The sequence below is a fragment of the Kitasatospora sp. NPDC048540 genome (assembly GCF_040651175.1).
Lineage (GTDB): Bacteria > Actinomycetota > Actinomycetes > Streptomycetales > Streptomycetaceae > Kitasatospora.
The window spans coordinates 108,318-131,889 of the sequence record NZ_JBEZIR010000006.1; the positions used below are offsets into that span (position 1 = coordinate 108,318).

General features: G+C 70.2%; 18 protein-coding genes and 1 pseudogene. 4 read left to right on the top strand and 15 right to left on the bottom strand.

Features of this window, described 5'->3' with window-relative positions; genetic code table 11:
* Window positions 1-26 precede the first annotated feature (26 nt).
* Window positions 27-1,601: a class I SAM-dependent DNA methyltransferase gene (locus AB0D08_RS05145; protein ID WP_359886242.1), complete on the bottom strand. Its 1,575-nt coding sequence runs from the start codon at window positions 1,599-1,601 to the stop codon at window positions 27-29.
* Between the two features lie 515 nt (window positions 1,602-2,116).
* On the opposite strand from AB0D08_RS05145, the gene AB0D08_RS05150 reads away from it, so the two are divergent.
* Entirely contained in the window at window positions 2,117-2,671 is a 555-nt protein-coding gene (locus AB0D08_RS05150) for an NUDIX hydrolase (protein WP_359886243.1), read from the top strand.
* 76 nt (window positions 2,672-2,747) lie between these two features.
* On the opposite strand, the pseudogene AB0D08_RS05155 reads toward AB0D08_RS05150, so the two are convergent.
* A pseudogene (locus AB0D08_RS05155) lies at window positions 2,748-3,103 on the bottom strand (XRE family transcriptional regulator); the annotation flags it as partial.
* 127 nt (window positions 3,104-3,230) lie between these two features.
* Entirely contained in the window at window positions 3,231-4,091 is an 861-nt protein-coding gene (locus tag AB0D08_RS05160) for a methyltransferase domain-containing protein (RefSeq protein WP_359886244.1), read from the bottom strand.
* Window positions 4,092-4,272: 181 nt separating this feature from the next.
* On the opposite strand from AB0D08_RS05160, the gene AB0D08_RS05165 reads away from it, so the two are divergent.
* Complete coding sequence (locus tag AB0D08_RS05165) at window positions 4,273-5,979, top strand: proline--tRNA ligase (protein ID WP_359886245.1); 1,707 nt, start codon at window positions 4,273-4,275, stop codon at window positions 5,977-5,979.
* A 62-nt stretch (window positions 5,980-6,041) separates the two neighbouring features.
* On the opposite strand, the gene tyrS is transcribed toward AB0D08_RS05165, so the two are convergent.
* From tyrS to AB0D08_RS05210, 9 genes are all read right to left on the bottom strand, one after another.
* A complete protein-coding gene (tyrS, locus tag AB0D08_RS05170) occupies window positions 6,042-7,448 on the bottom strand; it encodes a tyrosine--tRNA ligase (RefSeq protein ID WP_359886261.1) in 1,407 nt (468 codons plus the stop codon).
* A 96-nt stretch (window positions 7,449-7,544) separates the two neighbouring features.
* On the bottom strand, window positions 7,545-8,498 hold the full coding sequence (locus AB0D08_RS05175; protein ID WP_359886246.1) for a glycosyltransferase family 2 protein: 954 nt from the start codon (window positions 8,496-8,498) through the stop codon (window positions 7,545-7,547).
* Entirely contained in the window at window positions 8,495-9,634 is a 1,140-nt protein-coding gene (locus AB0D08_RS05180) for a hypothetical protein (protein ID WP_359886247.1), read from the bottom strand. Before AB0D08_RS05180 ends, AB0D08_RS05175 begins: the two co-directional genes overlap by 4 nt.
* Window positions 9,631-10,368: a methyltransferase domain-containing protein gene (locus AB0D08_RS05185; RefSeq protein ID WP_359886248.1), complete on the bottom strand. Its 738-nt coding sequence runs from the start codon at window positions 10,366-10,368 to the stop codon at window positions 9,631-9,633. The genes AB0D08_RS05180 and AB0D08_RS05185 overlap by 4 nt, the downstream gene beginning before the upstream one ends.
* A 20-nt stretch (window positions 10,369-10,388) precedes the next feature.
* Window positions 10,389-11,468 (bottom strand): hypothetical protein, encoded by a 1,080-nt coding sequence (locus tag AB0D08_RS05190; RefSeq protein WP_359886249.1) that lies wholly within the window; start codon window positions 11,466-11,468, stop codon window positions 10,389-10,391.
* A complete protein-coding gene (locus tag AB0D08_RS05195; protein ID WP_359886250.1) occupies window positions 11,465-12,394 on the bottom strand; it encodes a radical SAM protein in 930 nt (309 codons plus the stop codon). Before AB0D08_RS05195 ends, AB0D08_RS05190 begins: the two co-directional genes overlap by 4 nt.
* Entirely contained in the window at window positions 12,388-13,545 is a 1,158-nt protein-coding gene (locus AB0D08_RS05200; RefSeq protein ID WP_359886251.1) for a hypothetical protein, read from the bottom strand. Before AB0D08_RS05200 ends, AB0D08_RS05195 begins: the two co-directional genes overlap by 7 nt.
* 22 nt (window positions 13,546-13,567) lie before the next feature.
* The gene (locus tag AB0D08_RS05205; protein WP_359886252.1) at window positions 13,568-14,506 is read right to left on the bottom strand and encodes an alcohol dehydrogenase catalytic domain-containing protein; all 939 of its coding nucleotides are present in this window, start codon (window positions 14,504-14,506) and stop codon (window positions 13,568-13,570) included.
* Window positions 14,507-14,622: 116 nt separating this feature from the next.
* A complete protein-coding gene (locus tag AB0D08_RS05210) occupies window positions 14,623-15,396 on the bottom strand; it encodes an HAD family hydrolase (RefSeq protein ID WP_359886253.1) in 774 nt (257 codons plus the stop codon).
* Window positions 15,397-15,738: 342 nt separating this feature from the next.
* On the opposite strand from AB0D08_RS05210, the gene AB0D08_RS05215 reads away from it, so the two are divergent.
* Complete coding sequence (locus AB0D08_RS05215) at window positions 15,739-19,287, top strand: NB-ARC domain-containing protein (protein ID WP_359886254.1); 3,549 nt, start codon at window positions 15,739-15,741, stop codon at window positions 19,285-19,287.
* A gap of 2 nt (window positions 19,288-19,289) precedes the next feature.
* On the top strand, window positions 19,290-20,456 hold the full coding sequence (locus AB0D08_RS05220; RefSeq protein WP_359886255.1) for a damage-control phosphatase ARMT1 family protein: 1,167 nt from the start codon (window positions 19,290-19,292) through the stop codon (window positions 20,454-20,456).
* A 93-nt stretch (window positions 20,457-20,549) separates the two neighbouring features.
* On the opposite strand, the gene AB0D08_RS05225 is transcribed toward AB0D08_RS05220, so the two are convergent.
* The 3 genes from AB0D08_RS05225 to AB0D08_RS05235 all read right to left on the bottom strand — a co-directional run.
* Window positions 20,550-20,885, bottom strand: a complete 336-nt coding sequence (locus tag AB0D08_RS05225; RefSeq protein ID WP_359886256.1) for a hypothetical protein — start codon at window positions 20,883-20,885, stop codon at window positions 20,550-20,552.
* Between the two features lie 285 nt (window positions 20,886-21,170).
* Complete coding sequence (locus AB0D08_RS05230) at window positions 21,171-22,931, bottom strand: hypothetical protein (protein ID WP_359886257.1); 1,761 nt, start codon at window positions 22,929-22,931, stop codon at window positions 21,171-21,173.
* Window positions 22,928-23,572: hypothetical protein (locus tag AB0D08_RS05235; protein WP_359886262.1), on the bottom strand; the 645-nt coding region annotated here is incomplete at its 5' end. The genes AB0D08_RS05230 and AB0D08_RS05235, both read right to left, overlap by 4 nt.

Here is a 23,572-nt window from a genome sequence, read left to right on the forward strand (position 1 = left end):
ATCCGAGCGGACGAAGCGGATAACCGTTACTCATCGAAACCCTCGATCCCAGCGTCGGCGAGCACGGCGAGCATGCGAGCCTCGGTCTTCTGCCGTTCGGCGCGGGCGACGTTGTAGGCATCGATGAGGGTGCCGAGGTCTTCCTGCTCGGCGGCGGACTGCTTAATGTAACGACCAATATTGAGGTCGTGCCCGTTCGCCACGATCTCTGTTGCGGCCACGAACCGTGCCGGCAGAGCAACTTCTAGGTTGAGGTCCATCGGGTTTCCGTCGGCGTCGAAGTCCGCTTGGTAGGCGCGCACCACGTCGGCGATGTCGACCTTGGTGAGGACATTGCGGTTCTTGGCCTTGGTGAACCGCTTGGAGGCATCGATGAACAGCACGCCGCCCTTGCGCTCCGGGGGCTTGGTGCCGGAGGCTCGAAACACCAAGATCGCCGTGGGGATGGCCGTCGAGTAGAAGAGATTCGCCGGCAGCCCGATCACGGCTTCCAGGAGGTCGTCGTCCAGGACTCGCTGGCGGATAGCTGCTTCCTGGCCGCCGCGGAAGAGGACGCCGTGAGGCAGGACGACACCGGCGCGGCCCTTCATCGGGTCCATGCTGGCGATCATGTGCTGCACGAACGCCCAGTCCGCCGACGACTGGGGTGCGACTCCGCCGATGGCACGCGGGTCCTTGGTCCAGGGCTTCCATTTCAGGCTGTAAGGCGGGTTGGCGACGATCACGTCGAACTGCTCGACGGATCCGTCCGACTTCTTCTTGAAGCGCGGGTCCTTCAGGGTGTCGCCAACCTCGACCTTGAAGTCGGTGAGGTTGTGCATGAAGAGGTTCATGCGTGCCACACCCGCGGTGTCCGCTACGGCCTCCTGCCCGTGCAGCTTGAGCGTGTAGCCACGCTTGTTGTGTGCCTTCAGGAGGTTCGCGGAGGCGATGAGCATGCCGCCCGACCCACACGTCGGGTCGTACACCGATTCGCGGTTTTGGGGGTCCAGGACCTCGACGAGCAGCTCGACGACCTCGCGCGGGGTGAAGAACTGGCCGGCACGGGTGCCGGACCCGTCGGAGAAGCGCTTCAGCAGGTACTCGTACGCCCCACCGAGCACGTCGTAGGACATGTTGCCCTCGTGCATCTTCGGGACTCTGTCCATCGCCTGCATGACCGCTGCCAGGACGTCCCCCGACAGCACCTCTTCGGCCGTCCAGGTCATGGCCCCGAAGATGCGGGAGAACTTGTCAGGGTTGGCCGCTTCGATGGCCTGCAGGGAGGCGCGGACGCGCTGGCCGAGGCCGGGCCGGGTGACGGTGGCGAGGATGGACGTCCAAGAGGAACGACGCTCCTGGACGGTGCCGGGGTGGATGAACGGGATCTCGAACGACTGGTAGTCGCGGTACTCGATCTCGCGGGCTTCCTCGGCGGAGTAGTCCAGGCCCTGGTTCTCGGCCTGGAACTCCTGGCGGCGGTGCTCCCAGGTGTCCGACAGGTACTTCCAGAACATCAGCGGGAAGACTACCGAGGAGTACTGCGATTCAGGCATCGCCACACGCAGCTCGTCAGCGGCGTCCCACAGCCGGTTCTCGATCTCCTGTTGGGTCACTGCCATCAGTCGGGGGTGTCCTTGCTCGTCAAAGGGCGGCGACCCGAAGGCCGTGGTGTTCCTGCTGGTCACCCGATTCGGCCGCGCTTGACATGTACTCGCCGGGCGTGTCCTGTCGGGTGAACCTGCGCGGGGCGTCGTATCCCCTGTGCGGCACGACTCCCCAACGATATCCGTCCCCTGGGACAAAGAAGCGGCGCAAGTGAGGAGTGGCCAGGCTCCTCACTTGTTGATCTTCATCCCGGTTCAGGACACTGCCTGCCTGAGCGGCGCCGTCGGACTCCTCGGCCAGGCACGTGCCATGGGGGCTGTCCCATCCGGAAGCTCAGCCGCGTCGTCGGGGAAGCGGGTGGTGTCGCGGATGTCCAGGGTGTGGCGGGCTTCGACTGCGTGCTCGGCTCCTGAGGCGGACGCGCGATCATCCACGGACGAGGCTGCTTCACATGCGCTCAACGTGCGCCGCCCGCTCGGCAGGTGTGGTCAACTATGGCCGCTGCCACCTTCCCAGGATGTGATTGCTGATGAGCACTCAGGCCGATGGGCTCGAGCCGTGGAAGATCTACGGCGACCGCGTGGTTTATGACAACCGATGGGTACAGCTGGCGCTCGTGGACGTTGAGCCGCCTGGTGTGGCGCGCTTCGAGCATCACGTCGTGCGGTTGAAGCGCGTGGCCATCGCCGCGGTATTGGATGCCGATGACCGCGTGTTGATGCTCTGGCGGTACCGCTTCGTGCCGCAGTCCTGGGGCTGGGAGCTTCCCGGTGGCATCGTCGATCCCGGCGAGGACGGTCTGGGGGCTGCTCTGCGCGAGGTCGAGGAGGAAACCGGCTGGCGACCGGATCACCTCGACCACGTGGTTACCTTCCAGCCGATGGTCGGCATGGTGGACTCGCCGCACGAGGTATTCGTCGGCTATGGGGCGACCCTCGTGGGCGCGCCCGAGGACGGAGAGGAGGCCGGCCACGTCGCGTGGGTGCCGATGGCCGAGATCCCGATGCTCATGGCGGAGGGGAAGCTCATGGGTTCGGGAACCTTGGTGGCGCTCCTGCATGTCCTAGCTTCCCGTAGGCAGTGATAGCTCGGCTCGCCACCCTCATCGCGCTGCTTCGAACTTTCCGACCAGTTGGTCGATTTCGGACGCATTGGCAGGCTGACCCCGTGCGGTTTGCCAGGAGCCGCGCCTGACGTAGGTGGCTCATGGCCTCGTCCTGTTCCTCTCGGGCGAGGTGGGCCTGAGCGAGATCGCAGTGCAGGCCGGCGGTCGCCCGCGTGAAGGTTGCGTCCATTGTGCCGAGCGCGTCGTACAGGTCGTTCATCGCGGCGTCGCCCCCCAGGCGGGCGAGGATATTGCCTCGCCACCGGGCCAGGTGACGCCGTCGAGGAAGATGCTCAACATGTCTGGGTCTCGGTCTGAACCCCCGGCAGGGAGAGTGGTCGCTGCCAGGTCCAGGGCGCGTCGGCAGGATTCTGCCTGGCTGGCCGGAGCCTGGAGTTCGGCCTAGGCAGCTGCAGCAATGCAGGGCCAGACTCCCCTGCTTCTTGATCGTCTTTCCGATGCAGCGTGCTGCGCGCCTGAGCCGCGCCGTAGAAGTCCTCGGCCGCCACATGCCATGGTGGCTGTCCCGTCCCGGAGCTCAGCCGCGTGGCCGTGCCGCAACGAGGATATGGGTGCCTCCATCGCGGGCACCGAGGCTGGCACAGGCAGCGGTCTCGTAGACGAGGAACCGCTCCCAGCGTTGTGGAGATCGTTCGATGTCGGCCAGAACGTGTGGGTCTTCGAGGCTCGCCCAGTTGCTCGCTGACCCTGCCAGGACAGTGCCGCCGCACTCGGTGATGAGAGTGACGATCTGTTCCCAGGTGAACATGCGGCAGACGTGGGTCGCGTCGGGCACGTGGCGTAGGTCGCCGGTACGGATCACGGCGTCGGCGACGTCGACGCCATGGCGGATCGCCACCTGGGTGGCACCGGGGAGGCGGGCCCGCCAGCTCCCCCACAAGGACATCACCGAGGCGACCACGACGCCGCCGGGCTTCAGGATCCGGAAGAGGCCAGCGAGTGCCTGGTGCTCCTGGTCGAAGGCGTAGGAGAGGGGGCCGCCGTAGGCGAGGACGAGGTCGAACGCGTCGTCAGGGAAGCGGGTGGTGTCACGGATGTCCAGGGTGTGGCGGGCCTCGACTGCGTGCTCGGCTCCTCCGGCGGCCACGTTGGCTTCGTTGAGGCGGAGCTGGACGGGTGAGATGTCGGTGACCACCACGCGGGCGCCGTGTTCGGCGAGCACGGTGGTGAACCGGCCGGGGCCGGCTCCGATCTCGAGCACGCGCTGCCCTTCGCTCAGGTAGGGGCGCAGGAAGCGTCGGTGGATCTCGAAGGAAACTCTGCCGGCGACGTCCTTGTTGAGCCGGTCCTCTTCGCCCTCGGCGAGGGCGTCGTAGTAGCGGCGGATGGCCTCGACGGACCGATCGCTGCTGGGCAGGTCGGCTGTGCTGTCGGCCATCTGCCTCCGTTCGGGCTGTCACGTGTCGAGGTGCAACCCTGACGGCGCCTCTCACCTGGGCTTCTCAAAATGGGGTGATTCGGGCAGGGTTCCGCCACTAGGATCCGTTCCCCGTCGTGATGTCGGCGTGAGCGCCGCCGCGACACTCCGCAGCTTCACCGAGAGGACGGTCTCCGGTCCTATGCGATGGTCCCAGCTGTACGTGCCCACTCTCCGGGAGGACCCGGCGGACGCGGATGCGGTGAGCCACCGCCTGCTGGTGAGAGGAGGGTTCGTCCGGCAGCTCATGGCCGGCCACTACTCCCTGCTACCGCTGGCCGTGCGCGTCCGCGCCAAGATCGTGGACATCATCCGCGAGGAGATGACCGCGATCGGCGCCCAGGAGTTCGTCCTGCCGGCGATGCACCCGGCGGAGGTCTGGCAGCGGACCGGCCGCTGGGAGGTGATGGGCGAGGAGATGTTCCGGCTCAAAGACCGCAAGGGCGCGGACCTGGCCCTCGGCATGACGCACGAGGAGATCTTCACCGTCCTGTCCCAGGAGCTGCGCTCGTACCGGGACCTGCCGCAGATCTGGTACCAGTTCCAGACCAAGTTCCGCGACGAGGCCCGCCCCAAGAGCGGCCTGCTGCGGGTGCGCGAGTTCACCATGAAGGACTCGTACAGCTTCGACCTCGCACAGGAGGGGTTGGACCGCTCCTTCGACCTGCACAAGGCCGCCTACGAGCGGATCTTCGAACGCCTCGGCCTGCCCGCCATCGCGGTGCAGGCGTCCAGCGGGAGCATGGGCGGCAGCGCCTCGGTGGAGTTCATGAGCCCCTCCGCCGCCGGTGAGGACCTGGTGGTCCGCTGCCCCGGCTGCGACTACGCCGCGAACGCCGAGAAGGCCACCTCCGCCCTTCCCCCCGTGGTGGACGGGCCCGGCCTGGACGCCCCCGAGCGGTTCGACACCCCCGAGGCCCGGACCATCGAGGAACTGGCGCGCCTGCACGGAGTCCCGGCCGAGCGGCAGGTCAAGACGCTGGTGTACGTGGTCGACGACCAGCTGACCCTGGTCCTGCTGCGCGGTGACCACAGCCTGGTCGAGCAGAAGCTCATCGACACCTTGGCCGCCACCGCCGTACGGCCGGCGACCGCCGAGGAGATCCAGACGGCGCTCGGCGCCTCGCCCGGCAGCCTCGGGGCGGTCGGCGTCACCGGCCTGCCGATCGTCGCGGACGAGGCCCTGCGCGGGCGCACCGACATGACCACCGGCGCCAACACCGACGGCGTCCACCTGCGGGGCCTCTCGGTGGAACGGGACATCGCGGTGCAGCGGTGGGCGGACCTGCGCGAGGTCGTCTCCGGCGAGCCCTGCCCCACCTGCGGCGAACCCCTCGACGTGGTGGTCACCATCGAGGTTGGCCACATCTTCAAGCTCGGCCGCAAGTACACCGAACTGCTGGGTGTCACCGTGCTCGGCCCGAACGGCGACCAGGTCGTCCCGACCATGGGCAGCTACGGCATCGGCGTCGAGCGGGCGATGGCGTCGATCGTGGAGACGCACCACGACGAGAAGGGCATCGTCTGGCCGGTTTCGGTGGCCCCATTCGAGGTCGCGGTCGTGGTCCTGGGGGTCACCGACGCGACGGTGGCCGAGGCCGCCGAGGACCTGTACCGGCAGCTGCAGGCCGATCGGGTGGACGTGCTGCTGGACGACCGCAACGAGCGGCCCGGGGTGAAGTTCAGCGACGTCGAGCTGATCGGCATCCCGTACCGGCTCACGGTCGGCGCCCGCGGGCTCGCCGAGGGGACCGTCGAGGTCACTACCCGGGCCACCGGCGAGACGCAGCTGGTGCCGGTGGACCAGGCGGCGGAGCATGTCCGAAAGCTGCTGACCGCCGCCGCCTAAAGCTCGACTCGACAGCGTGTGGGGTGGTGGGGCCTGACCGGCCCCACCACCCCACACGCTGGTTAGGCGTCGATACGGGCGATCTTCCGGCCTGCCTTGAGGTAAAAGGTCGCCTCGCCGGCGAGTTCGGCTTCGCCGACGAGCGCGGACAGCGCCTGCTGGGTGCTGCCCTCGTCGAGCTGGGTGGTGTGCTGCTCGCCGTCGACGCCCTCGGCGATCAGGCGAAGGCCGTTCTGAGCAGCGACTCGGCGGGCGGCCGAGTTGCTGGCGGCGAAGCCCAGGACCTGAGTCAGCAGGGTGACCAGCGGGGTCTCAGCGTGCTCCTGGAACGAGACGGCCGGGAGGTTCTGCGCCTCGCCGAAGGTCCGCTTGGAGAAGCGGGCGGTGAACTCGGCACGGGCTGCCTCGGCAGCCTTCAGGCCGTGCAGGGCCGCAGTCACTTCGCCAGCCAGGATGCGCTTGACGGCCATGGGGTGCGCGGTGCCATCCGCTACCCGGCCAGTGACGGTGGCGATCTCCTCGTCGGTCCACTCGGTGAGCTGCTTGAGGTAGGGCTCGATGAGGTGGTCGGGGATGGACATCACGCGGCCGAAGATCTCGTCCGGGGAGGAGGAGAGTCCGACGTAGTTGCCCTTGGACTTGCTCATCTTGGCGCCGGTGCCGTCGGTGCCCTCGATGAGCGGGGTGGTGATGATGACCTCGGGCGCCTGCTCCCGGATCTCCATGACCTTGCGGCACATCTGGAGGTTCAGCAGCTGGTCCACGCCGCCGAGCTCGACGTCCGCGGTGATGGCCACGGAGTCCAGCGCCATCACAACGGAGTAGACGAACTCGGCGACCGACAGGCCGTCACCGGCGGCGAGGCGGTTGCGGAAGTCGTCGCGCTGGAGCGTCATCGAGACCGGGACGTGGGCCAGGATGCCCACCAGCTCGGGCAGGCTGACCTTGTTCAGCCACTCGCCGTTAAAGCGGAGGTCGGCGCGCGTGAAGTCGATGAACGGAGTGACCTGCTGCTGGTAGCCGCTGAGGTTGTGGGCGATGTCGGCATCGGTCAGCGGCGGTCGCTCCGAGGAGCGGCCGGACGGGTCACCGATCTTGGCCGTGACGTCGCCGATGATGAAGACGACGTGGTGCCCCATGCGCTGGAACCGAGACGCGATGATGATCGGCACCGAGTGGCCCAGGTGCACGTCCGGGGACGTCGGGTCAATCCCGTACTTGACCACAAGCGACCGCCCCTCCGCCTGGGCAGCGGTGATCTTCGCCGCGAGCCCGGAGGCGGACGGGATAACGTTGATCGCACGGCCCTCGACCAGCGCGGCCTGCTCGGCCGGTGAAAGGTCGGACAGGTCCAGCGAGCGGCGGCGATAGGTCTCTTCCAAGAGCCGGGCGACCGTATAGTCCGCAGCCAGGTCCGACCCCTTGAGGATCTCCATGGCACGGACTACGGACTCGCTGAGACGGCTCATGGCGTCGTTACGCTCCTGGATCTGTTGGCTGGCACGGCCAGCGGGCATGGGAGAAGCACGTGATTTTAGCACCGCCATATCCGGAATCGCATTCGTTTAGTTACCGTGTGCTTCGGCCTCGCGGTGGAGAAACGCCGAGGCCGGAGCGCCAGTTGGGGTCGGTGGGGGCGGAGCGAGCGGGCGGTCACGGGCGACGCTCCAGAGACTGCGTAGCCACGCCGAGAGCGGTGCCCGACCGCGGAGGGAGTGGTGAAGCATCGCAACGAGCGGGCGGAGGGTGCGGAGGCGCTGGCCCTGCTGCAGGTGAGCTTCCACGCGGTGCCCAGCGGCGCGAGCGCGGTAGCGGTGGGAGATGCGGCGCAGGGCGGCGGCGGTGGCCCAGGCGGGCGGGCTGGCCGTCAGGGCGATGAGGCGGTCGGCGAGGTCCACGCAGACGTCGGCACGGTAGTGCTGGGAGGAACCATTGAGGGTCCGGTCGGTCATGCTCGCCGGGTGGAGCCGGTAGTTCACCAGAGGCTCGGTGAGGGTGTGCCCGCGGCCGGCATCGCGCAGCGCGTGGAAGTGGATCTCGTTGGTGACCGGGAGAAGGGTGCTGGCGGCATCGCGGCGGACGAGGAGGGTGCTGGTGTTGCCGCCGGGGTGGGGCTCGGGCAGCAGAGGACAGCCGTCGACGCCGACGACGGTCTCCCAGTGGTCGATCAGGAGGCGATCGGGGGTGATGGCCTCGGCGCAGGTGCGGAGTTTGGCGGGGTGGAACCAGTCATCGGCGTCGAGTGGGGCGATCCAGTCGCCCTCGGCGAGGAGCACGGCGTCGGTGAGGGTCTGAGCAAACCCTCGCTGGGGGCGGCGCACGATGCGGACGTGGTCCTGGTGGCGGCGGCAGATCTCGGGGGTGTCGTCGGTGGAGCCGTCGTCGATGACCACGATCTCGTGGAGGGTGTAGTTGCCGGCCTCCTGCTCCAGGCAGCTGGTGATGGCACGGTCGAGGTAGCGGCCGTAGTTGTGGCAGAGGATCACGCAGGAGATCCGGGGCAACGGGGCGTTCGTCATCGGTGGCCGCCTTCGTAAAGCGCGAGGTGGGCGGTGAGGACGTCCTTGTGTTCCTGGGTGCGGTAGTCGAGGAAGTCCTGGTCGAGGCGGCGCGGGGTTGCGGCCGTGCGGGCGATCGCGGATTCCAGGGCGGTCAGGAAGCGTTCGCCGAAGAGGTTGGGGTGGCCGGTGGTCCAGTCGAACCACTCGGGTTCGGGGACGGCCTGGCCATTTCGCTGGTGGAGGCGATGTTGTTCGGGGAGATGGCCTACGCGGGCACAGACCGGGGTGAGGGCGAGGTCGAAGGCGAGTTCCAGTTGGCCGGAGTGGGTGCCCCAGAGGTAGGGAAGCAGCAGTAGGTCGCTGGCGAGGGCGGCGTCGAGGACGTCGGCGTCGGTGGGGTACGGGCGCATCGTGATCCGGATGCGGGGGTCGTGGCGGGCGGTGTCCAGGATCACGGGCAGGGGGTTGGGGGTGGTACGGGTGAAGTCGGCGGGGCTGGCGGCGCGCAGGAGGAGGTGCAGGGTGTGGGCGGGGTCGCTCGTGGCGAGTGACCAGTTGACGACGGGTGAGGTCTGGTCGCGGTTGGCGCGGGTGGCCCCGTAGAGGAGGGTGCGGACGCCCGTGCTGGGGAGGCGTTCGCGGTGGCGGAGGGTGTCGGGCGGTACGACGTAGCCGTGCGGGATGACGGTGGCGGGAGGCTCGGTGCCCAGCAGGGTGGCGAGGTCGGCGCGAGAGCCTTCGGTGAGGCAGATCCAGGGGACGTCGGCGGCGAGGAACAGGCGTAGGCGCGTGATGAAGGCGTCGGCCCCGTCGCTGTCGCCGCCGAACATGGGGCGGGTGTCGTGGGCGGTGAAGACCACGCGGACTCCGGCGGTGGCGCAGGCGTCCAGGAGGCGTTCCAAGACGGCGGGGGTTTCGAGGTCGATGTGGTGGAGGTGGAGGACGTCGAGCCAGTCCAGCGGGGTGTGGTCGAGGATCCAGGAAGCGGTGACGTCGGCGGGGACGACGAGGCCGGGGCGGATCTCGGTGGGCTCGGGGGCGGTGTTCAGGGCGCGGATGCCGGGGCCGTGGAGTTTGCGGGCGTAGGGGGTGCGGGCGGGCAGGTGGACGACCCGAAGGCCGGAGGTCGGGGCAGCAGCCGTGGGGATGGTCATCGGCGGACCTCGGGGAGGCCGACGGTGACGAGCTGGGTGGACAGGCCGTGGGAGGCGTCGTCGCTTCGGGTGACGCCGGCGTAGTGGATCTCGAAGCCGCGGGCGCGCAGGAGGGCCTGGAACTCGTCGCTGGCCCATTCGCGGACGTGGCTGGGATTGCGGGGCGGCCCGGGGGCGTCGTAGCCGCTGCGGAACTCGCGGGCGGGGGTGGAGAACACGGCGACGGAGGCGCCGTCCGACAGGAGGTTCCGGGTGAGGGCGAGGAGCGGGAGCGGGTCGAGGAGGTGTTCGATGACGTCGGAGCAGACGACGACGGAGCGTCGCAGGAGATCGGGAGCGAGGAGAAGGTATTCGGCCTTCTCCAGGTCGGTGTCGAGCCACTGGCCGAAGGTGTGGTTGTCGCGGCACCAGGTGAGGTTGTCGCCGAAGTCGACGCCGATGTACGTCCAGTCGGGGCGTTCGGAGGCCAGGGCGGCGAGTTTGCCGGCGCGGCCACAGCCGAGGTCGATGAGGGTGTCGAGACCGGAGTGCTCGGCGAGGGTGGCGGCGTACGGGTAGACGTCGGGCTGCCAGGTGACGTCGTCGTCGGTGGTGTCGGTGAAGTACTCCACGGTGGTCCGGTGACGGTAGCCGGTCCGGATGTGGTGGGTGGTGGCGTCGCCGAGGGGCTGACTGGAGAGGACGGGGTACGGCGCCGGGGCTGACGCGGGGGACAGCGCGGGCGTGGTGGACATGGCGGACTCCTTCGGTCGTGTCACAGCTGGGGCCAGAGCGAGAAGACGCCGACCAGGCGCTCGGTGAGCTCCTCGCGGAGCTCGCGCCAGCGGTGGCCGCCGGTGCGGCGTGCTTCGGCGGCCAGGTCGTAGGCGTGGCCGCCGGTCTCGGGCAGGCAGGCGAACATCTGGAGCAGAGCGGAGGTGTCGTCGTCCGGTCCGGAGTCGGTGTCGGCTGCGAGCAGGGCGCGGATGTCGTCAGCCGGCATGGCGGCGGTGATGCCGGAACCGGGGATGCTCTTGCTCATCTTGGGCAGGCCGCCGAGGCCGGGGATCATCTTGGTGTAGATGCCGGAGAGGCGGTCGGCGGGCAGACCCCAGCGTTCGGCTCCGCGCCGGGCGAGTGCCACGTACTTGTGCTCGTCGACGCCGAGGGAGACCAGGACGTGGCGGTCCTGGGCGAGCAGGTGGACGAAGTCGGCGGCCATGAGGAGGGTGGCCTGCTTCATGCCGTAGGTGAGGTGGTCGAAGACACCGTGGTTGCGGTAGAGACCGGAGAGGTCCTCCTCGGCCCAGGTGAAGTCGGCGTCGTCCAGGTGGCGGGAGAGCAGGAAGGCCGTGGCCAGGACGTCGGCGTTGCCCTCCTGGCGACGCAGGACTCCGCACTGCTCGTCGAATCCGAGTCGGCGGACGAACTCCTCGTACTGGTCGGCCAGTCGGCGGACTTCGGCCAGCGGGGTGCGGCGGGCGTTGTAGGAGTCGAGGTCGCCAAGCACGATCTGGACGTGCAGTCCGTGCTGCTGGAGCGTGACGGCGCGCAGGAGCTGGAAGACGGTGCCGGCGTGCGGCGGGCCGCCGAGGCCGACACCGGTGGTCACGGTGGCGGGCTTCCCGCCGGCGACCGCTGTCGCGAAGTCCCGGGCTCCGGTGTGGCACATCCACTTGGTGCGCAGGTCGTCCGGGCTCAGGTCGGCGAGCGGGAAGTCGATGGCGCCGAGGGCGGGTTCGGCATCGGCCTCCGGGGTGACGTTGTCGCTGGCGGCAGCGGTGGTCTCGGGAGCGATGCGCTCGTAGTTGTGGCGGGCGATGACGTCGTCGTAGTACGCGGAGTCGAACTTCACGGTGCGGTCACTTCCTTGTCCCGGGAGGTCGTGGTGGAGGTGTCGGTGGTGGAGCGCGATGCGAAGGCCCGGCGGACGAGGGGCTCGAAGCCGTCGGCGAGGAGGTTGCCGAGGACGGTGTTGCGGGGCGCGGCGACGCTGCCGAGATCGGCGGTGACGGTGCCGTCGGCCAGGACCCAGACCCGGAAGGGATAGGCGTCCTCGGCAGCGCGGGTCGGCTGGTCGTACACCTGGATTCCGGTGCCGGACAGCAGGCTGCGGACGTGGGTGACGGCCTGGGTGAACGCCTCACGGTCGTAGGCGTAGAGGTCGGCCTTGCGGGAGTTCGCGCGGCCGATCGGGCGGTACTGGGAGATCAGCCAGTACTCCACCGACGTGCGGGCGGCCAGTCCGGTGATGGTCTCGGCAAGGCTCGGGAGGGCGGCCAGCGAGGCAGCGGTGGTGAAGGTGTTGAAGGCGAGGCGCCGCCGGTCAGCCGCGAGCAGGGCGGTGTTGGCCCGGAAGGTGGTGAAGTAGCCGTCGCCGCGGAACCAGTCGGCGCTCTGCTCGTCGGGGCCGTCCACGGCCAAGGAGTAGAGGGTGACGTGGTCGCGCAGGCCCGCGTAGCGACCGGCGAGCAGCAGGCCGTTGGTGTGCAGGTTGGTCTCGAAGCCGGCGGCTTGGGCGTGCTGGAGCGCGGGCTCCAGGTGGTTGTCGTACGGCATGACGGGGTCGCCGCCGGTGAAGACGATCCTCCGCGCCTCCGACTCGGCCCGGACGCGGTCGATGACGCGGCGGACGGTCGCCTCGTCGCTGTGCACCCGGTTGCGTTCGCGGTAGCAGAAGCGGCACACACCCGGGGAGCCGGCCGTCTTCGGCAGGTCCCAGGCGTTGCAGTCGGTGTTGAGGACCAGGTGCACGATGGCGAGTTCTTCGTGGGTCAGCATGCGGTCGTCTCCCTGTCGGAGGCCGGACGGTGGTCCGAGGGCAGTCGTAAGAGGGCATCGACCGTGCGTGGGGCACCGCCCGTGAGGAAGACGAAGCGGCGAAGGGTGTCCAGGGCGGCGCCGTCGTCCACGACGGCGAGCGCAGTGGCCAGCCCAGCCCGCAAGGTGGGGACGGTGCCAGCGGTCACCATCAGCACAGCCGCGTTCAGGGCGACGGTCCGCCGGGCCACCGCCGGGGCGCGGCCAGCGAGGAGATGCACGATGGCGGCGACGTTGGCGCGCGGATCGGCGCGCTGTGCCAGGGAGCCGAGGCCACCGACCGGGCCCACGACACCGCTTGCCTCGCCGACGGCGCGTGCGAAATCCAGGTCCTCCTGGCCAGCGGTCAGGCGGCAGACGCGGACGGTACCGCCGGGAATCAGCTCGTCGACCTGACTGCCGGGCACAGGGGAGGAGTTGACTACGGTGACGTCACCGAGGCCGAGTCGGTGCAGCAGTCGCGCGGACACCTGGACGGCCGGGTGGGACAGGCCGTAGACGAAGCCCTGGCAGGCCACCGGGCTCAGCAGGGCGGGGAAGCCCAGGCTCAGGGCGTGCACTGCCTGGAAGCGGCGGCCGTACCGCCGGTCGAACTCCGGCACCCGGTGCTCGATGGAGAAGAACCCGAAGCCGCACTCCCCCGCGATGTCCACCATGGCTTGCGGCGAAAGAGGCTCGCACCGCGCACCCACCACGTCCATGAAGTCCCGGGAACCGGTCTTGGAGGAGGCGCTGCGCGAGCCGAGCTTTGCGATGTGCGCGCCGCCCGCCGCGGCGACCAGCGCGGCGGCCGAGCTGATGTTGATCGTCTTGTACGTCTTCTTCCCGCTGCCGGTGTAGCCGACGAGTCGCATCCCCGGTTGCGGTACCAGGGGCTCCCAAGCACTGCGGTCCAGCGCGCGGGCGGCCCGGATCGCGGCTTCCACCTCAGCAGGGCGCGGTCCGCGCAGGAGCAGGGCGGTCAGCACGCTGCCGAGCATCACGTCACGGGGCGGGCCGGCGGGCAGCCCGAGCAGGTGCAGCAGACCGTTGTGGACCTCAGCCGGGGAGATGTCGTCGGGTGAGTTGACGAGGTGTACGAGAGCGGGGATCGGGACGGGGGGCGAGTGCATCGCGGAGCTCCTAGGGGTGAAGTCAGCTACGGGAAGTGAGCAGCACTTTCAGCGGTCGGCGCGCAGCGTCGGGGCGGAGCGCGTCCAGGGCGTCGGGCAGCCAGGCGAGCGGGTAACGGGTGGAGATGAGGGCCGTGGCCCACGCACTGTCCGCGTCCTGGTCGAGCAGTTGGAGGGCGTCCCGGAAGTCGTCGCAGTTGTTCGCGCGGCAGTAGGAGTACGAGCCCCGGACGGTGAGTGAGCGTCGGAACACCTCGCGCACCGGGGTGGGCAGCTGCACCTGCGGGGCGTAGGCGTTCTGGACGAGGATCGTGCCGCCGTCCCGTACCGCCTCGAGCGCCTGGAGCAGCGGCGCGGGCGAGTGCCCGGAAGCTGCGTCGACCACCGCGTCGCACGCGCCTGCGGGGAGACCTGGAGCCGGGCAGACGGTGACGGAGGTGCCGGCCAGCAGGGTCCGGAGCCGGGCTTCATGGCCTGGCCTGCGAGTGGTGAGGAGGACGTCCCATCCGGCTCGGGCCGCGACGACGGCGGTGCAGATGCCCAGGGTGCCGGCGCCGATGACCCCGAGGCGGCTCGTGCCACTGGAGGGTGGTGTTTGCAGGCCGCACCGCACGCCGTGCAGGGCGACCGCCACCGGGTCGGCGAGGACGAACACAACCGGATCAGGCGCTCCAGCAGGCAGCGGCACGGCGTTCCGCACGGGAACGCGAACGGACTCGGCCAGGCCGCCGGGCAGGTCCCAGCCGATGCGCCGCAGGCCGGGGCACAGGTGGATGCGGCCCAGGACGCACTCGGCACATGCATCGCACCCGACCAGCGGGTTGACCGCGACCCAGTTCCCGGTGGTGTCGTCGATGCCGACGACCTCGTGGCCGGGCACCCACCCTTCGGGTATCGGTCCGCCCCAGGAGTCCGAGCAGAGCTTGCTGGTGTCGCTCCCGCACAGTGCTGAGAAGCGCACCCGGACGTTCGTCGTCCCGGCATCTGCCGGCAGTTCGGCACGGCGCACAGGTGCGAGGCGTAGCGGACCGTCCGGCTCCCCGCGCTGGGCTTCCCAGACGAGCGTGCCAACGCCGGTCACCGGACTTCCTGCCGGTTCGAGTTCGTGATGCCCAACCAGGTCGGCAGGGCCTCGACGGACTTGAGCGTGACGCCCGGCCAGGGCTGTGCCTGGTCGCCGAAGGCCAGCGTGTCCGTTCCGCCCCGCCGTTCCACCCGCACCGCTCGCATTCCGCAGCGCAGGGCACCGAGCAGTTCGTTGCCACCACCGTCGCCGCAGTACAGCACCGAATCCGCGGCGTGCCCGAGGCGCTCGGCGACCCGCGCGTACAGGTGCCGGGTCGGCTTCACTGCGCCCTCGCGGCAGCTGAACAGGGCCACGTCGAACTGTTCGGAGAGTTCGGAGTGGTGCCACGCCTCGGCGATGTCGGGGGCCGCGTCGCTCAGCAGCGCTAGCCGGATGCCGGACCGCCGCAGTGTGTGGAGGCTCTCCATCACTGACGGCTCGGCACGCAAGCGTCGGGGCGCCAGCTGTCGGAGTGCCGACTCCACCTGGGGGACGTACTCAGCCGGTGCCCCGCACTGTTCGGCGAGATGCGCGGCGATCTCGGTGGGCGTGCTCAGGGTGCCGTCGTGCCGAGCCAGCCAACTGCCGCCGAGCACCTGGTCGGCGATGTGGTCCGGCACGTGCAGTTCGGCGGCGATCCTCCGCGCGGCATGGCTGCGCTCGCGATCGTCCGGGGCCGGAACCAGAGTTCCGAATAGGTCCAGGATCACGGCGGTGGGCCGCCATCCGGCAGGCGTCGCAGTGGCGATCGGGCTCTGTTCCGGGAGGGTCAGGGTGCTGTCCATCAGTTCCCTTCCGTCACCGGCGACGGCGATGGGCCGAGACCGGTGATCGAATTACCAAGTGGGGGCTTCTCCAACAGCTCTGTCGGCCGAAAGCCGGAGGTTGAGCAGCTGCTGAAGAGCCTGCCTGCCAGGGCCGGTTCTGGAGTAGGTCCGCGCGTCGCACCGCCGTGGAACCGGCACCGAACCGAGCCGGGCGGTACCGGAGTGCGAGTCGATCACCACTCGTCGCGGCTGTGGTACTCGTGCTGAACCCGTGCTGAACCATTGCCCGTACGACCCGGGACGCCTCGGAATAGGCTGCTAGCGTCGTCAGTACCGATCGCGGGGGTTCGAGTGGGCACGGTGCAGCGTTGGTCAGGTCGTGAGGCCAAGGCTCTCCGCGAGGCATTACGGATGACCGTCCGCGGCTTCGCAGCTCACCTCGGTGTCAGCGATCGGACGGTGTCCAAGTGGGAGGCCGGCGGGGAGCACCTGTTCCCCGTGACCGACTCGCAGGCACTGCTCGACACAGTCCTCGACCGGGCGGACCCCGACGCTGTGGACCGCTTCCGACAGCTCCTCGACGGGCACGTCCGTCATCGAGCGACCACTGCGGGAAGTTACGTCCTAGCGCCACCTCCGGAGCCCGGCTTGGTACACAGATCCGAAGACTTCGACAGCGTCATCTCCCTGCTGGCCGAGGCGAACGCATCCAGCAGGAGCCCCGTCCTGGCGGTGTGCGGACCCGGCGGCTTCGGTAAGACGACCCTGGTCACTCAGGTGTGCGAGGACCCCGGCGTCCGGGAGACATTCCCCGAGATCCTCTGGGTGGAGACGGGAGAAGGCTGCACCGCCGCCCGCGTCGTGGAGCTGATCTCCGATCTCTGCGTGCACGTCGACGGCACCCGCCCCGCACTCACCGATCCCGAGCAGGCCGGCTTCCACCTGGCCCGTGTGCTGCAGGACAGGCGAGTGCTGCTCGTCATCGACAACGTCTGGTCGGCGGCGGACCTGGCTCCGTTCCTGTTCGGCGCGCCATCCTGCACCCGCCTCGTGACCACGAGGAACATCCGCACCTGCCCGTCGACGGCCCAGGTGCTGCGGCTCGGCCCGATGTCCGCTCCGGAGATCAGCGAGCTGCTGACCCGATCCGTCTCCCGCCTGACCCGGCCGGCCGCCGACCGGCTAGCGGCCCTGTGCGGCGGGTGGCCGCTGCTGGCCACCGTGGTCGGCTCCAACGTCTCCTCGGACCTGGACGCGGGTGCCTCCGCCGAACGGGCCGTCTCCGAAGCCAGGCAGGCACTGCACGCCCACGGACCCCAGGCGTTCGACGTGTGGGACGCGGACCAGCGTTCCAACGCGATCGGCCACGCCATCACCGCCAGTCTGCGCAGTCTCGACGAGGGCGTGAGGATCACCGGGGGTTCGTCGCTGCGCGAGCGCTACCTATCGCTGGCGGTCTTCCCCGCCACGCTGCCGGTGCCCTTGAGCGTGCTCACCCACTGGTGGGGCACGTCCCACGGCTGGTCGGCCAGCGCCGTCCGCCAGTTCTGCCGGATCCTGGCCGACCGCTCGCTGATCAGCGCGTACCTGGCCGACCGGGACGCGGTGGTCCTGCACGACGTGTTCCGCTCCTACCTGAAGCACATGGTGGGCGGTCAGTGGGCAGCCCTGCACGCCTCGTTGATCGATTCCTACCGCGGCGCCGGTGCGGCGGACTGGTCGCAGTTGCCGTCGTCCCACCCCTACATGTGGCAGCAACTGCCTTACCACCTGCACGAGGCCGGACTCGATGACGAGCTGGTGGACCTGCTGTCGTCCACCTCGTACGTGGCGCGCAAGGCGGCCACGATCGGCAGCCAGTCCCTGGCGGCCGACGCCATAGTCCTCGGGAGCGTCGAACCCTTCCGGGCCGACTCCCATCCCCGGCACCGGGACTGGCACCGGGCGGAAACGCTGACCGGGGCCGGATACCTGCTGCACGGGCTCCGAACACCGCAGGACATGGCATCGACGCTGACCCTCGCCCTCGTGCGGGCGGGCGACCTGCCGTCCGGCAGCACCACGGAGACCGCTGACGCAGTCGGCTTCCAGACCTCGTGGGCCCGGGCCGCCGCAGTGGGGCACGGCCACGTGGGCGCCGTCGTCTCGGTCGCGACCGCTGCGGGCGTCATCGCCTCCGGCGGTGAGGACGGCGCCGTCCGGGTCTGGGACCTCTCCTCGCGCACCCTGATCCACGCCTTCCACGCCCACACCGGCTGGGTGTTCGCCACTGCCCTGACGCATGACGGCGCACTGCTGGCCTCGGCGGGCGAGGACGGCCTGATCCGCCTCTGGAACCCCCGCACGGGAAGAGCGCTCGGGATCCTCGCCGGTCACGATCGCCGGGTCCGCTGCCTCAGCTTCACCCCGGACGGCCGGTACCTGCTCTCGGCGGCCGAGGACGGGAACGTGCGGGTCTGGAACGCCAAGGAACTGACCCTCAGTCACTCGATGGCAACCTGCGGAACGCCGCTGTGGACGGTCTCCATCGACGCCGCTGCGCGGGTCGTGGCCGCAGCGGGCGAGGACGAGTTCGTCCGCCTCTACGACCTGGCGACCGGCACGCTCCTCGACGAGAAGGCGGGTCACCGGGACTGGGTCCGGTCGGTGGCCTTCTCCCGCACCGGCGGGCTCCTCGCCTCGGGCTCGGGCGACCGCTCCGTGGTCCTCTGGGACACCAGCGGCGGCAGGCTCAACCAGGTCCGGCGGGTGGACGGCCTTCCCGCACGCGTCCGCTCGGTGGTCCTCGACGGCCAGTCGGACCTCCTCCTTGCCGCCACGGAGGACGCCGTCATCCGGGCGTTCGACGCCGGCGGCCCGGTCGGCGAGGTGCGGATGCCGCCGGGCGTCGACTGGGTCCGGGCACTGGCCTGCGCGGCCGACGGCACGGTCGTCGCCGGCTGCGAGGACGGCGCCCTGCGGTTGTGGACGAAGTCGGAACCCGACGGGCTCCACGCCGTAGCCGAAGGCTCGAACACGGTCTGGTCCACCCACATCACGTCCGACGGCGGCCTCGGCGCCGTCGGCCACGGTGACGGCCACGTCGAACTCCTGGACCTGCCCACCGCCGCGTCGCGCCGCGAACTGCTGGGCAGCGCGGGCCGGGTGTGGTCGGTGGCCACCGGTGGCAGGTACGTCGCGGCGGCCTGCGGGGACGGCTCAGTCCACGTCTGGTCCCTCGACGACGAGAGCTGGACCCTGCGCCTCAACGACGACGTCACCCGGAGCTGGAGCGTCGCGGTGGCCCGGTCCGGCACCCGGCTCGCCGCCAGCACCGGCGACGGGCACATCCGGTGCTGGGACCTCCCCTCCGGAGCGATGGTGTGGGAGCAGCAGGCCCATGCAGGCCGCGTGCGGTCGTTGGCGTTCGACGCCGAGGGCCACCTGCTCGCCGCGAGCGGCGGCGACGGCTCCGTGCACCTCTGGGACGCGCGCACAGGTCGGCACCTCAACCGGTTCGTGAACCCCGGAGGATGGGCGCGGTCGATCGCCGTCGATGCCGCGGGCGCCCATCTCGCGGTGGGTTCGGGCACCGGGGAGATTCACGTCCGCGACGTCCGAACCGGCCAGTTCACCGCTCACCTGTCCGGACACGTCGGCCGAGTCCTCATGATGGCCTTCGGCGACGATCCTGACCGGCTGCTGTCGGCCGCGGCCGACGGAACCGTGCGGGCCTGGTCGCTCAGCCACCAGCACCAACTCGCCGAGGTACGCGTCGACGCGACGCTGAACTGCGCCGCCGTCGACCCCGGTACGGGTCGCGTGCTCGTCGGGAGCGCGGCCGGCCCTGCGTCGCTGCAGCTCCATCACGGGCAGACCGTGGATCATGTGGCGGAACCCGCCGACAGCCGAGGAGAAGGACGAATCTGAGCATGCCCAGCGCACCCGTGATCCTGAGCGGCACCCCCGGCTCGTTCGCCCGGGACGTCTTCCACGAGCGGCACCCGAAGCTCGTCCAGCAGGTGCTCGATGCACTGCCGTACGGGCCGAGCGAGCGGGTCGCAATCGAGGAGCTCCTCGCCGAGAGCACCGAGGGTGTGCTGCAGCCGCTCAGCACCAGTGCCCACGATCACCAGCAGTGGTTGGAGTGGGGTGAGGGTCTGTTCGGACGGCCGTGGGGCGAGGCGCCGTTCCTGTGGGCCGAGAGCTACTTCTACCGCAGGCTGCTCGAAGCCACCGGCTTCTTCCGGCCAGGGGCTTGGCAGGGGATCGACCCGTTCGCGCCGTTCAAGGGCGCCGAACTCGCCGGCGCGGCCGTCGACGCCGAGCTGGCGGCCCTCGGCGACCTGCCCTCGGATTTCACCGACAAGCGAGCCGCCGCGCTTCTCTCTTCGGCGCTCTGGGGCAACCGCGCCGACCTGAGCTTTCAGATCACGGCGGAGGCCGGAGGGTCGATCGCGTCCGACCTGGTGGCCGACGACAGCGAGTCGCTCTGGGCCGAGCTGGAGCGGGTCGAAGGCGGGCGTGTCTGCATCATCGCGGACAACGCCGGCCGGGAGCTGCTGCCGGACCTGGTGCTGGTCGACCACCTCCTGGCTTCCGGCCTGGCGGGGCAGGTCGTCGTGTACGTGAAGCCGCAGCCGTACTACGTGTCGGACGCGACGATGGCCGATGTCCTCGCCACCGTCGAGCGTCTGCGCACCGCGACCATGGCGGCTGCCGGGGCGATCGGCGAACGGCTGTGGCGAGCGATGAACAGCGGCGCGCTCGTGGTCCGCACGCATTCGTTCTTCTGCGCGCCGCTGCCGTTCCACGACATGCCGGCCGACCTCCGGTCCGAGTTCGCCGGCGCAGCGATGACGATCCTCAAGGGTGACCTCAACTACCGTCGGCTGGTGGGCGATCAGCTGTGGCCGCCCACCACTGCGTTTACCGAGGTGGCCAGCCACTTCCCCTCAGCCGTCACGGCGCTGCGGACGCTGAAGTCGGACGTGATCGTCGGCGTGGACGCTGCCGTCGTCGCTCAGCTCGACAGCGCCGGGACGCCGTGGCGCACCAACGGCCGCCACGCCGTCATCCAGGTCGACCTCCGCCGGTAGCCGAAGCGCCGCCCGTGTGCCCCGCTGTCCTCGCTCGTCCGGGCATCACGCGACAAGCATCGGAAGTGAACAGTGGCGGGTGCGGCGTGGACCTCAGTCCAGGTTCCAGGTCGTTCCGGCGAGGAGTCCGTCGAAGGCGAGGGCTCTCATAGCGGTATCGAAGTCGTCCCATTCATGCTCGGGTTCGACGTAGTGCCGGTCGAAGTCTGCCCGGACGAGGTCGGGCTCGCGCCATTCGTGGGCGCAGCGGCAGCGGACGAAGATCTGGTCGCGGACGGCGAGGAGGAGCCAGTCGCGGCGGGCGCCGCAGCCGGTGCAGGTGATGGTGACGCCGCGCGGGTTGAGCTCGGCAGGGTGCGGGACGGCGCGGATGACGGCACGCGCGGGTTCGGGGGCGGGGTTGTAGAAGTCGTGGTCGTAGTCGGTCATGCGGTCCCTTCGGGTCGGCAGCGGGGCAGCAAGGGACCATACGACGTGCGCTGCCGGAATGGATCCCTCCCAGCGAGAAGGACATCGAATCGACACCGTCACCTTGCTGCAGGGTAGTTGTGGGTCTCCGGCCGCCGGGTTTCCTCGTTAAGTCCCGGCGGTCTGCTTCGTTGGCTGGGTCCTGCTTTCGGCGGCGGCTGACGGGTGGTGCCCGTGCTGGGCGGGATCGGTGGGTGGGGGCTGGTGGGCGGGTGCGGAGGCTCCGCACCCGCCCAGCCGGGTTGGTCAGCGCGTCCGGCGCACCTGGTCGGGTGCCACCGGCGCCGGCGGTGCGATGACCGGGGCAGCCGGTGTGCCGGTGGTGCGGCTGGTGGTGCGGGCGCGGGCTGCCCTGGTGCGCAGTTCGTCGGGGGTCGCGGCCGGTGCGGGGGTGGGGAGGTTGGCGTCGCGGCGGATGCGCCAGGTGAGGACGGCGGCGGGTGAGTCGGCGGTGGCGAGTTCGCGGCGCCCGGCGGCGTTGGTGAGCAGGGTGGTCGGGTTGTGGCCAGCAGCTTCGGCCTGGGCGAGGGTGGCGGCGAGGGCTGCCCAGTTGTCCTCGGCGAGGAGGCGGGTGGCCTGGTCGGCGGGCAGGGTGCGGCGGACGGCGTCGGCCTGCCGGTCGTGGTCGGGCTTCGGGAGGAGCCGGCCTTCGAGGGTGAGGTGGGCGAGCGGCTTGGCCGCGTGCCGGGTGTAGGCGGCACGAAGGTGGTCCGCCGCCGTGCGGGCGGCGTCGGCCTGGTGCCGGTGGCCTTGGGCGGCGTGCCACTTCGCGATCACGACGGCGAGCAGGACGAGGCTGATCAGGACCGTGGCGGCGGCCGTGCCGTCCTCGCCCCGGCCGGTGGCGGGCCCGGCGTGGAGGAGTTCGCGGGCGGCGGAGCGCATCGCGCGCAGGTCGGCGCCAGCTGCGCGGGTGTGGGCGGTGCGGGTGTGCTCCAGGGCCCGTGCGGCCTGGTGGAGTTCCTTCCTGCTGAGGGTCGGGCTGGTGGCGGCGAGCGTGTCGAGGACTTCGAGACCGCCCCGGATCACCGCCTCCGCGCGCGCGGCGTCCTGGTCGTCGCCGAAGGCCGCGTACGCGTGTTCGATGGTGGTGCTGGCCCGGTGGCGGCCGTCAGCGGGCCAGGTGCGGGGGTCGGGCGTGGGGAAGGCGGGCTGGTCGACGCCGAGGGCGAAGCGCGCCTGGATCTTCGGCTGGGTGAGGTCGGAGGCGAGCTTGCTGCCGGAGAACCAGATCGGCCCACTCTCATCGCCGGTGGGGAGGGCGAACTTGTAGCCGGTCACGTCGCCGGAGGGCGCGCGGCGCACGCCGAGGAGCACGCCCTTCGCGGCAAGCCGGGCGGCGAACTCCTCCTCGTCCACAGCCCCGGCCAGGGCCTGGCGTACGGCGGTTCGCAGCCGGTCGCGGTCGGTGCCTTCCAGGCCGAGGCGCTGGGCCTTGCGCAGTTCGGAGCCCTTGGCGCGCTTGGGGATCGCGTCCCGGTACTCGCGAGTGCGGGTGTCGGAGAGGTCCTTGAGTTTGTACTCGCGTTCGATCTTGGTGAGTTCGGTCTCGACGCGGTACTGGTCGCCGCGCAGGCGGGCCTGTGTGAGGTCGGCCCGGACGACGGTCGCGAGGATGTGGATGTGGTCGTCGGCGTGGCGCACGGCGATCCAGCGGCAGCCGTTCGGGTCGCCGTCGGGTGCGATGCCGGCGGCGGCCACGATCCGGCGGGCGATGGTGCCCCACTCCTCGTCGCTGAGGATGCGGTCGGTCGGGTCCGCCCGCACGGGCCGGTGGTAGACATGCTGGGTGACCGGCTTGCCGTAGCGGACGATGTGCAGGTCGAGCGCGTCGCGGAGCTGGACCAGGGTGGCATCTGGGTCGCCTGGGTCGCGGCCGGGGTCTGGGGCGAAGCCGCCCCAGGAAGCGACGATGTGCGGGTCGGTGTGCTCGTTGGCCTTGCCTGGACCGAAGAGGTACTTGAGCGCGCCGTGCGTCTTGGACCCGCGTATGGGCTTGCTGATCATCGGCGCTTCGCCTTCGCCAGGCGCATGGCCGAAGCGTCGACCTCCGCGACGGCCGCCCGGACCTCGGCGACCAGGGCCAGAGCCCCGTCGAGGACGGCTCCCGCAGATCCCGGTTCGACGCCGATGCCGGCGTTGAGCCGGTAGGCGATCTGGTTGGCGTTGTTGCCGACCGGCGCCAGCTGGCCGCGTGCCGCGTCGAGTGCCGTGATGGCCCGCTCCAGACGCTCGTCACGGGTGGTGATGCCGGTGGAGTCCTCGGCCAGCGCTTTGCGCTCCAGATAAGCGGCAACGTTCAGTTCGGCTGCGGCGGCCAGCTGCTCGATGCGCGTCTTCGTCTCTTCAGTGCAGCGGAAGCCTACCTCCGTCGTCAGGGGGTTCTCGGGGTCGCGGCGGCGACGCTTCGCGGTGCGCTGCTTGCGGCTGGCGGGGCTCGCGGAAGGACTGACGACGACGGTGAGCGGCAACGCGTCGGCGATGGGATCGGACGGCGTGTTGGTGGGCTTCTCCTCCTTCGCCGCGCCCTCGCGGTGAAGCTCCGGTGCTGCCGCTGTTGTAGTGAGCGGAGCTGCTCGGTGAAGACCTCGGCCGGGGTCTTCCAGCCAAGGATCTTGCGGGGCCGGTTGTTGATCGCCAGGGCGACG

Coding starts and splice junctions, on each gene's coding strand:
- AB0D08_RS05195 (WP_359886250.1), bottom strand. CDS start 12,394: ATGCTGACCCACGAAGAACTCGCCATCGTGCACCTGGTCCTCAACACC.
- AB0D08_RS05220 (WP_359886255.1), top strand. CDS start 19,290: ATGCCCAGCGCACCCGTGATCCTGAGCGGCACCCCCGGCTCGTTCGCC.
- AB0D08_RS05145 (WP_359886242.1), bottom strand. CDS start 1,601: ATGGCAGTGACCCAACAGGAGATCGAGAACCGGCTGTGGGACGCCGCT.
- AB0D08_RS05200 (WP_359886251.1), bottom strand. CDS start 13,545: ATGCACTCGCCCCCCGTCCCGATCCCCGCTCTCGTACACCTCGTCAAC.
- tyrS (WP_359886261.1), bottom strand. CDS start 7,448: ATGAGCCGTCTCAGCGAGTCCGTAGTCCGTGCCATGGAGATCCTCAAG.
- AB0D08_RS05210 (WP_359886253.1), bottom strand. CDS start 15,396: ATGGACAGCACCCTGACCCTCCCGGAACAGAGCCCGATCGCCACTGCG.
- AB0D08_RS05180 (WP_359886247.1), bottom strand. CDS start 9,634: ATGACCATCCCCACGGCTGCTGCCCCGACCTCCGGCCTTCGGGTCGTC.
- AB0D08_RS05175 (WP_359886246.1), bottom strand. CDS start 8,498: ATGACGAACGCCCCGTTGCCCCGGATCTCCTGCGTGATCCTCTGCCAC.
- AB0D08_RS05185 (WP_359886248.1), bottom strand. CDS start 10,368: ATGTCCACCACGCCCGCGCTGTCCCCCGCGTCAGCCCCGGCGCCGTAC.
- AB0D08_RS05150 (WP_359886243.1), top strand. CDS start 2,117: ATGAGCACTCAGGCCGATGGGCTCGAGCCGTGGAAGATCTACGGCGAC.
- AB0D08_RS05230 (WP_359886257.1), bottom strand. CDS start 22,931: ATGATCAGCAAGCCCATACGCGGGTCCAAGACGCACGGCGCGCTCAAG.
- AB0D08_RS05165 (WP_359886245.1), top strand. CDS start 4,273: ATGCGATGGTCCCAGCTGTACGTGCCCACTCTCCGGGAGGACCCGGCG.
- AB0D08_RS05160 (WP_359886244.1), bottom strand. CDS start 4,091: ATGGCCGACAGCACAGCCGACCTGCCCAGCAGCGATCGGTCCGTCGAG.
- AB0D08_RS05225 (WP_359886256.1), bottom strand. CDS start 20,885: ATGACCGACTACGACCACGACTTCTACAACCCCGCCCCCGAACCCGCG.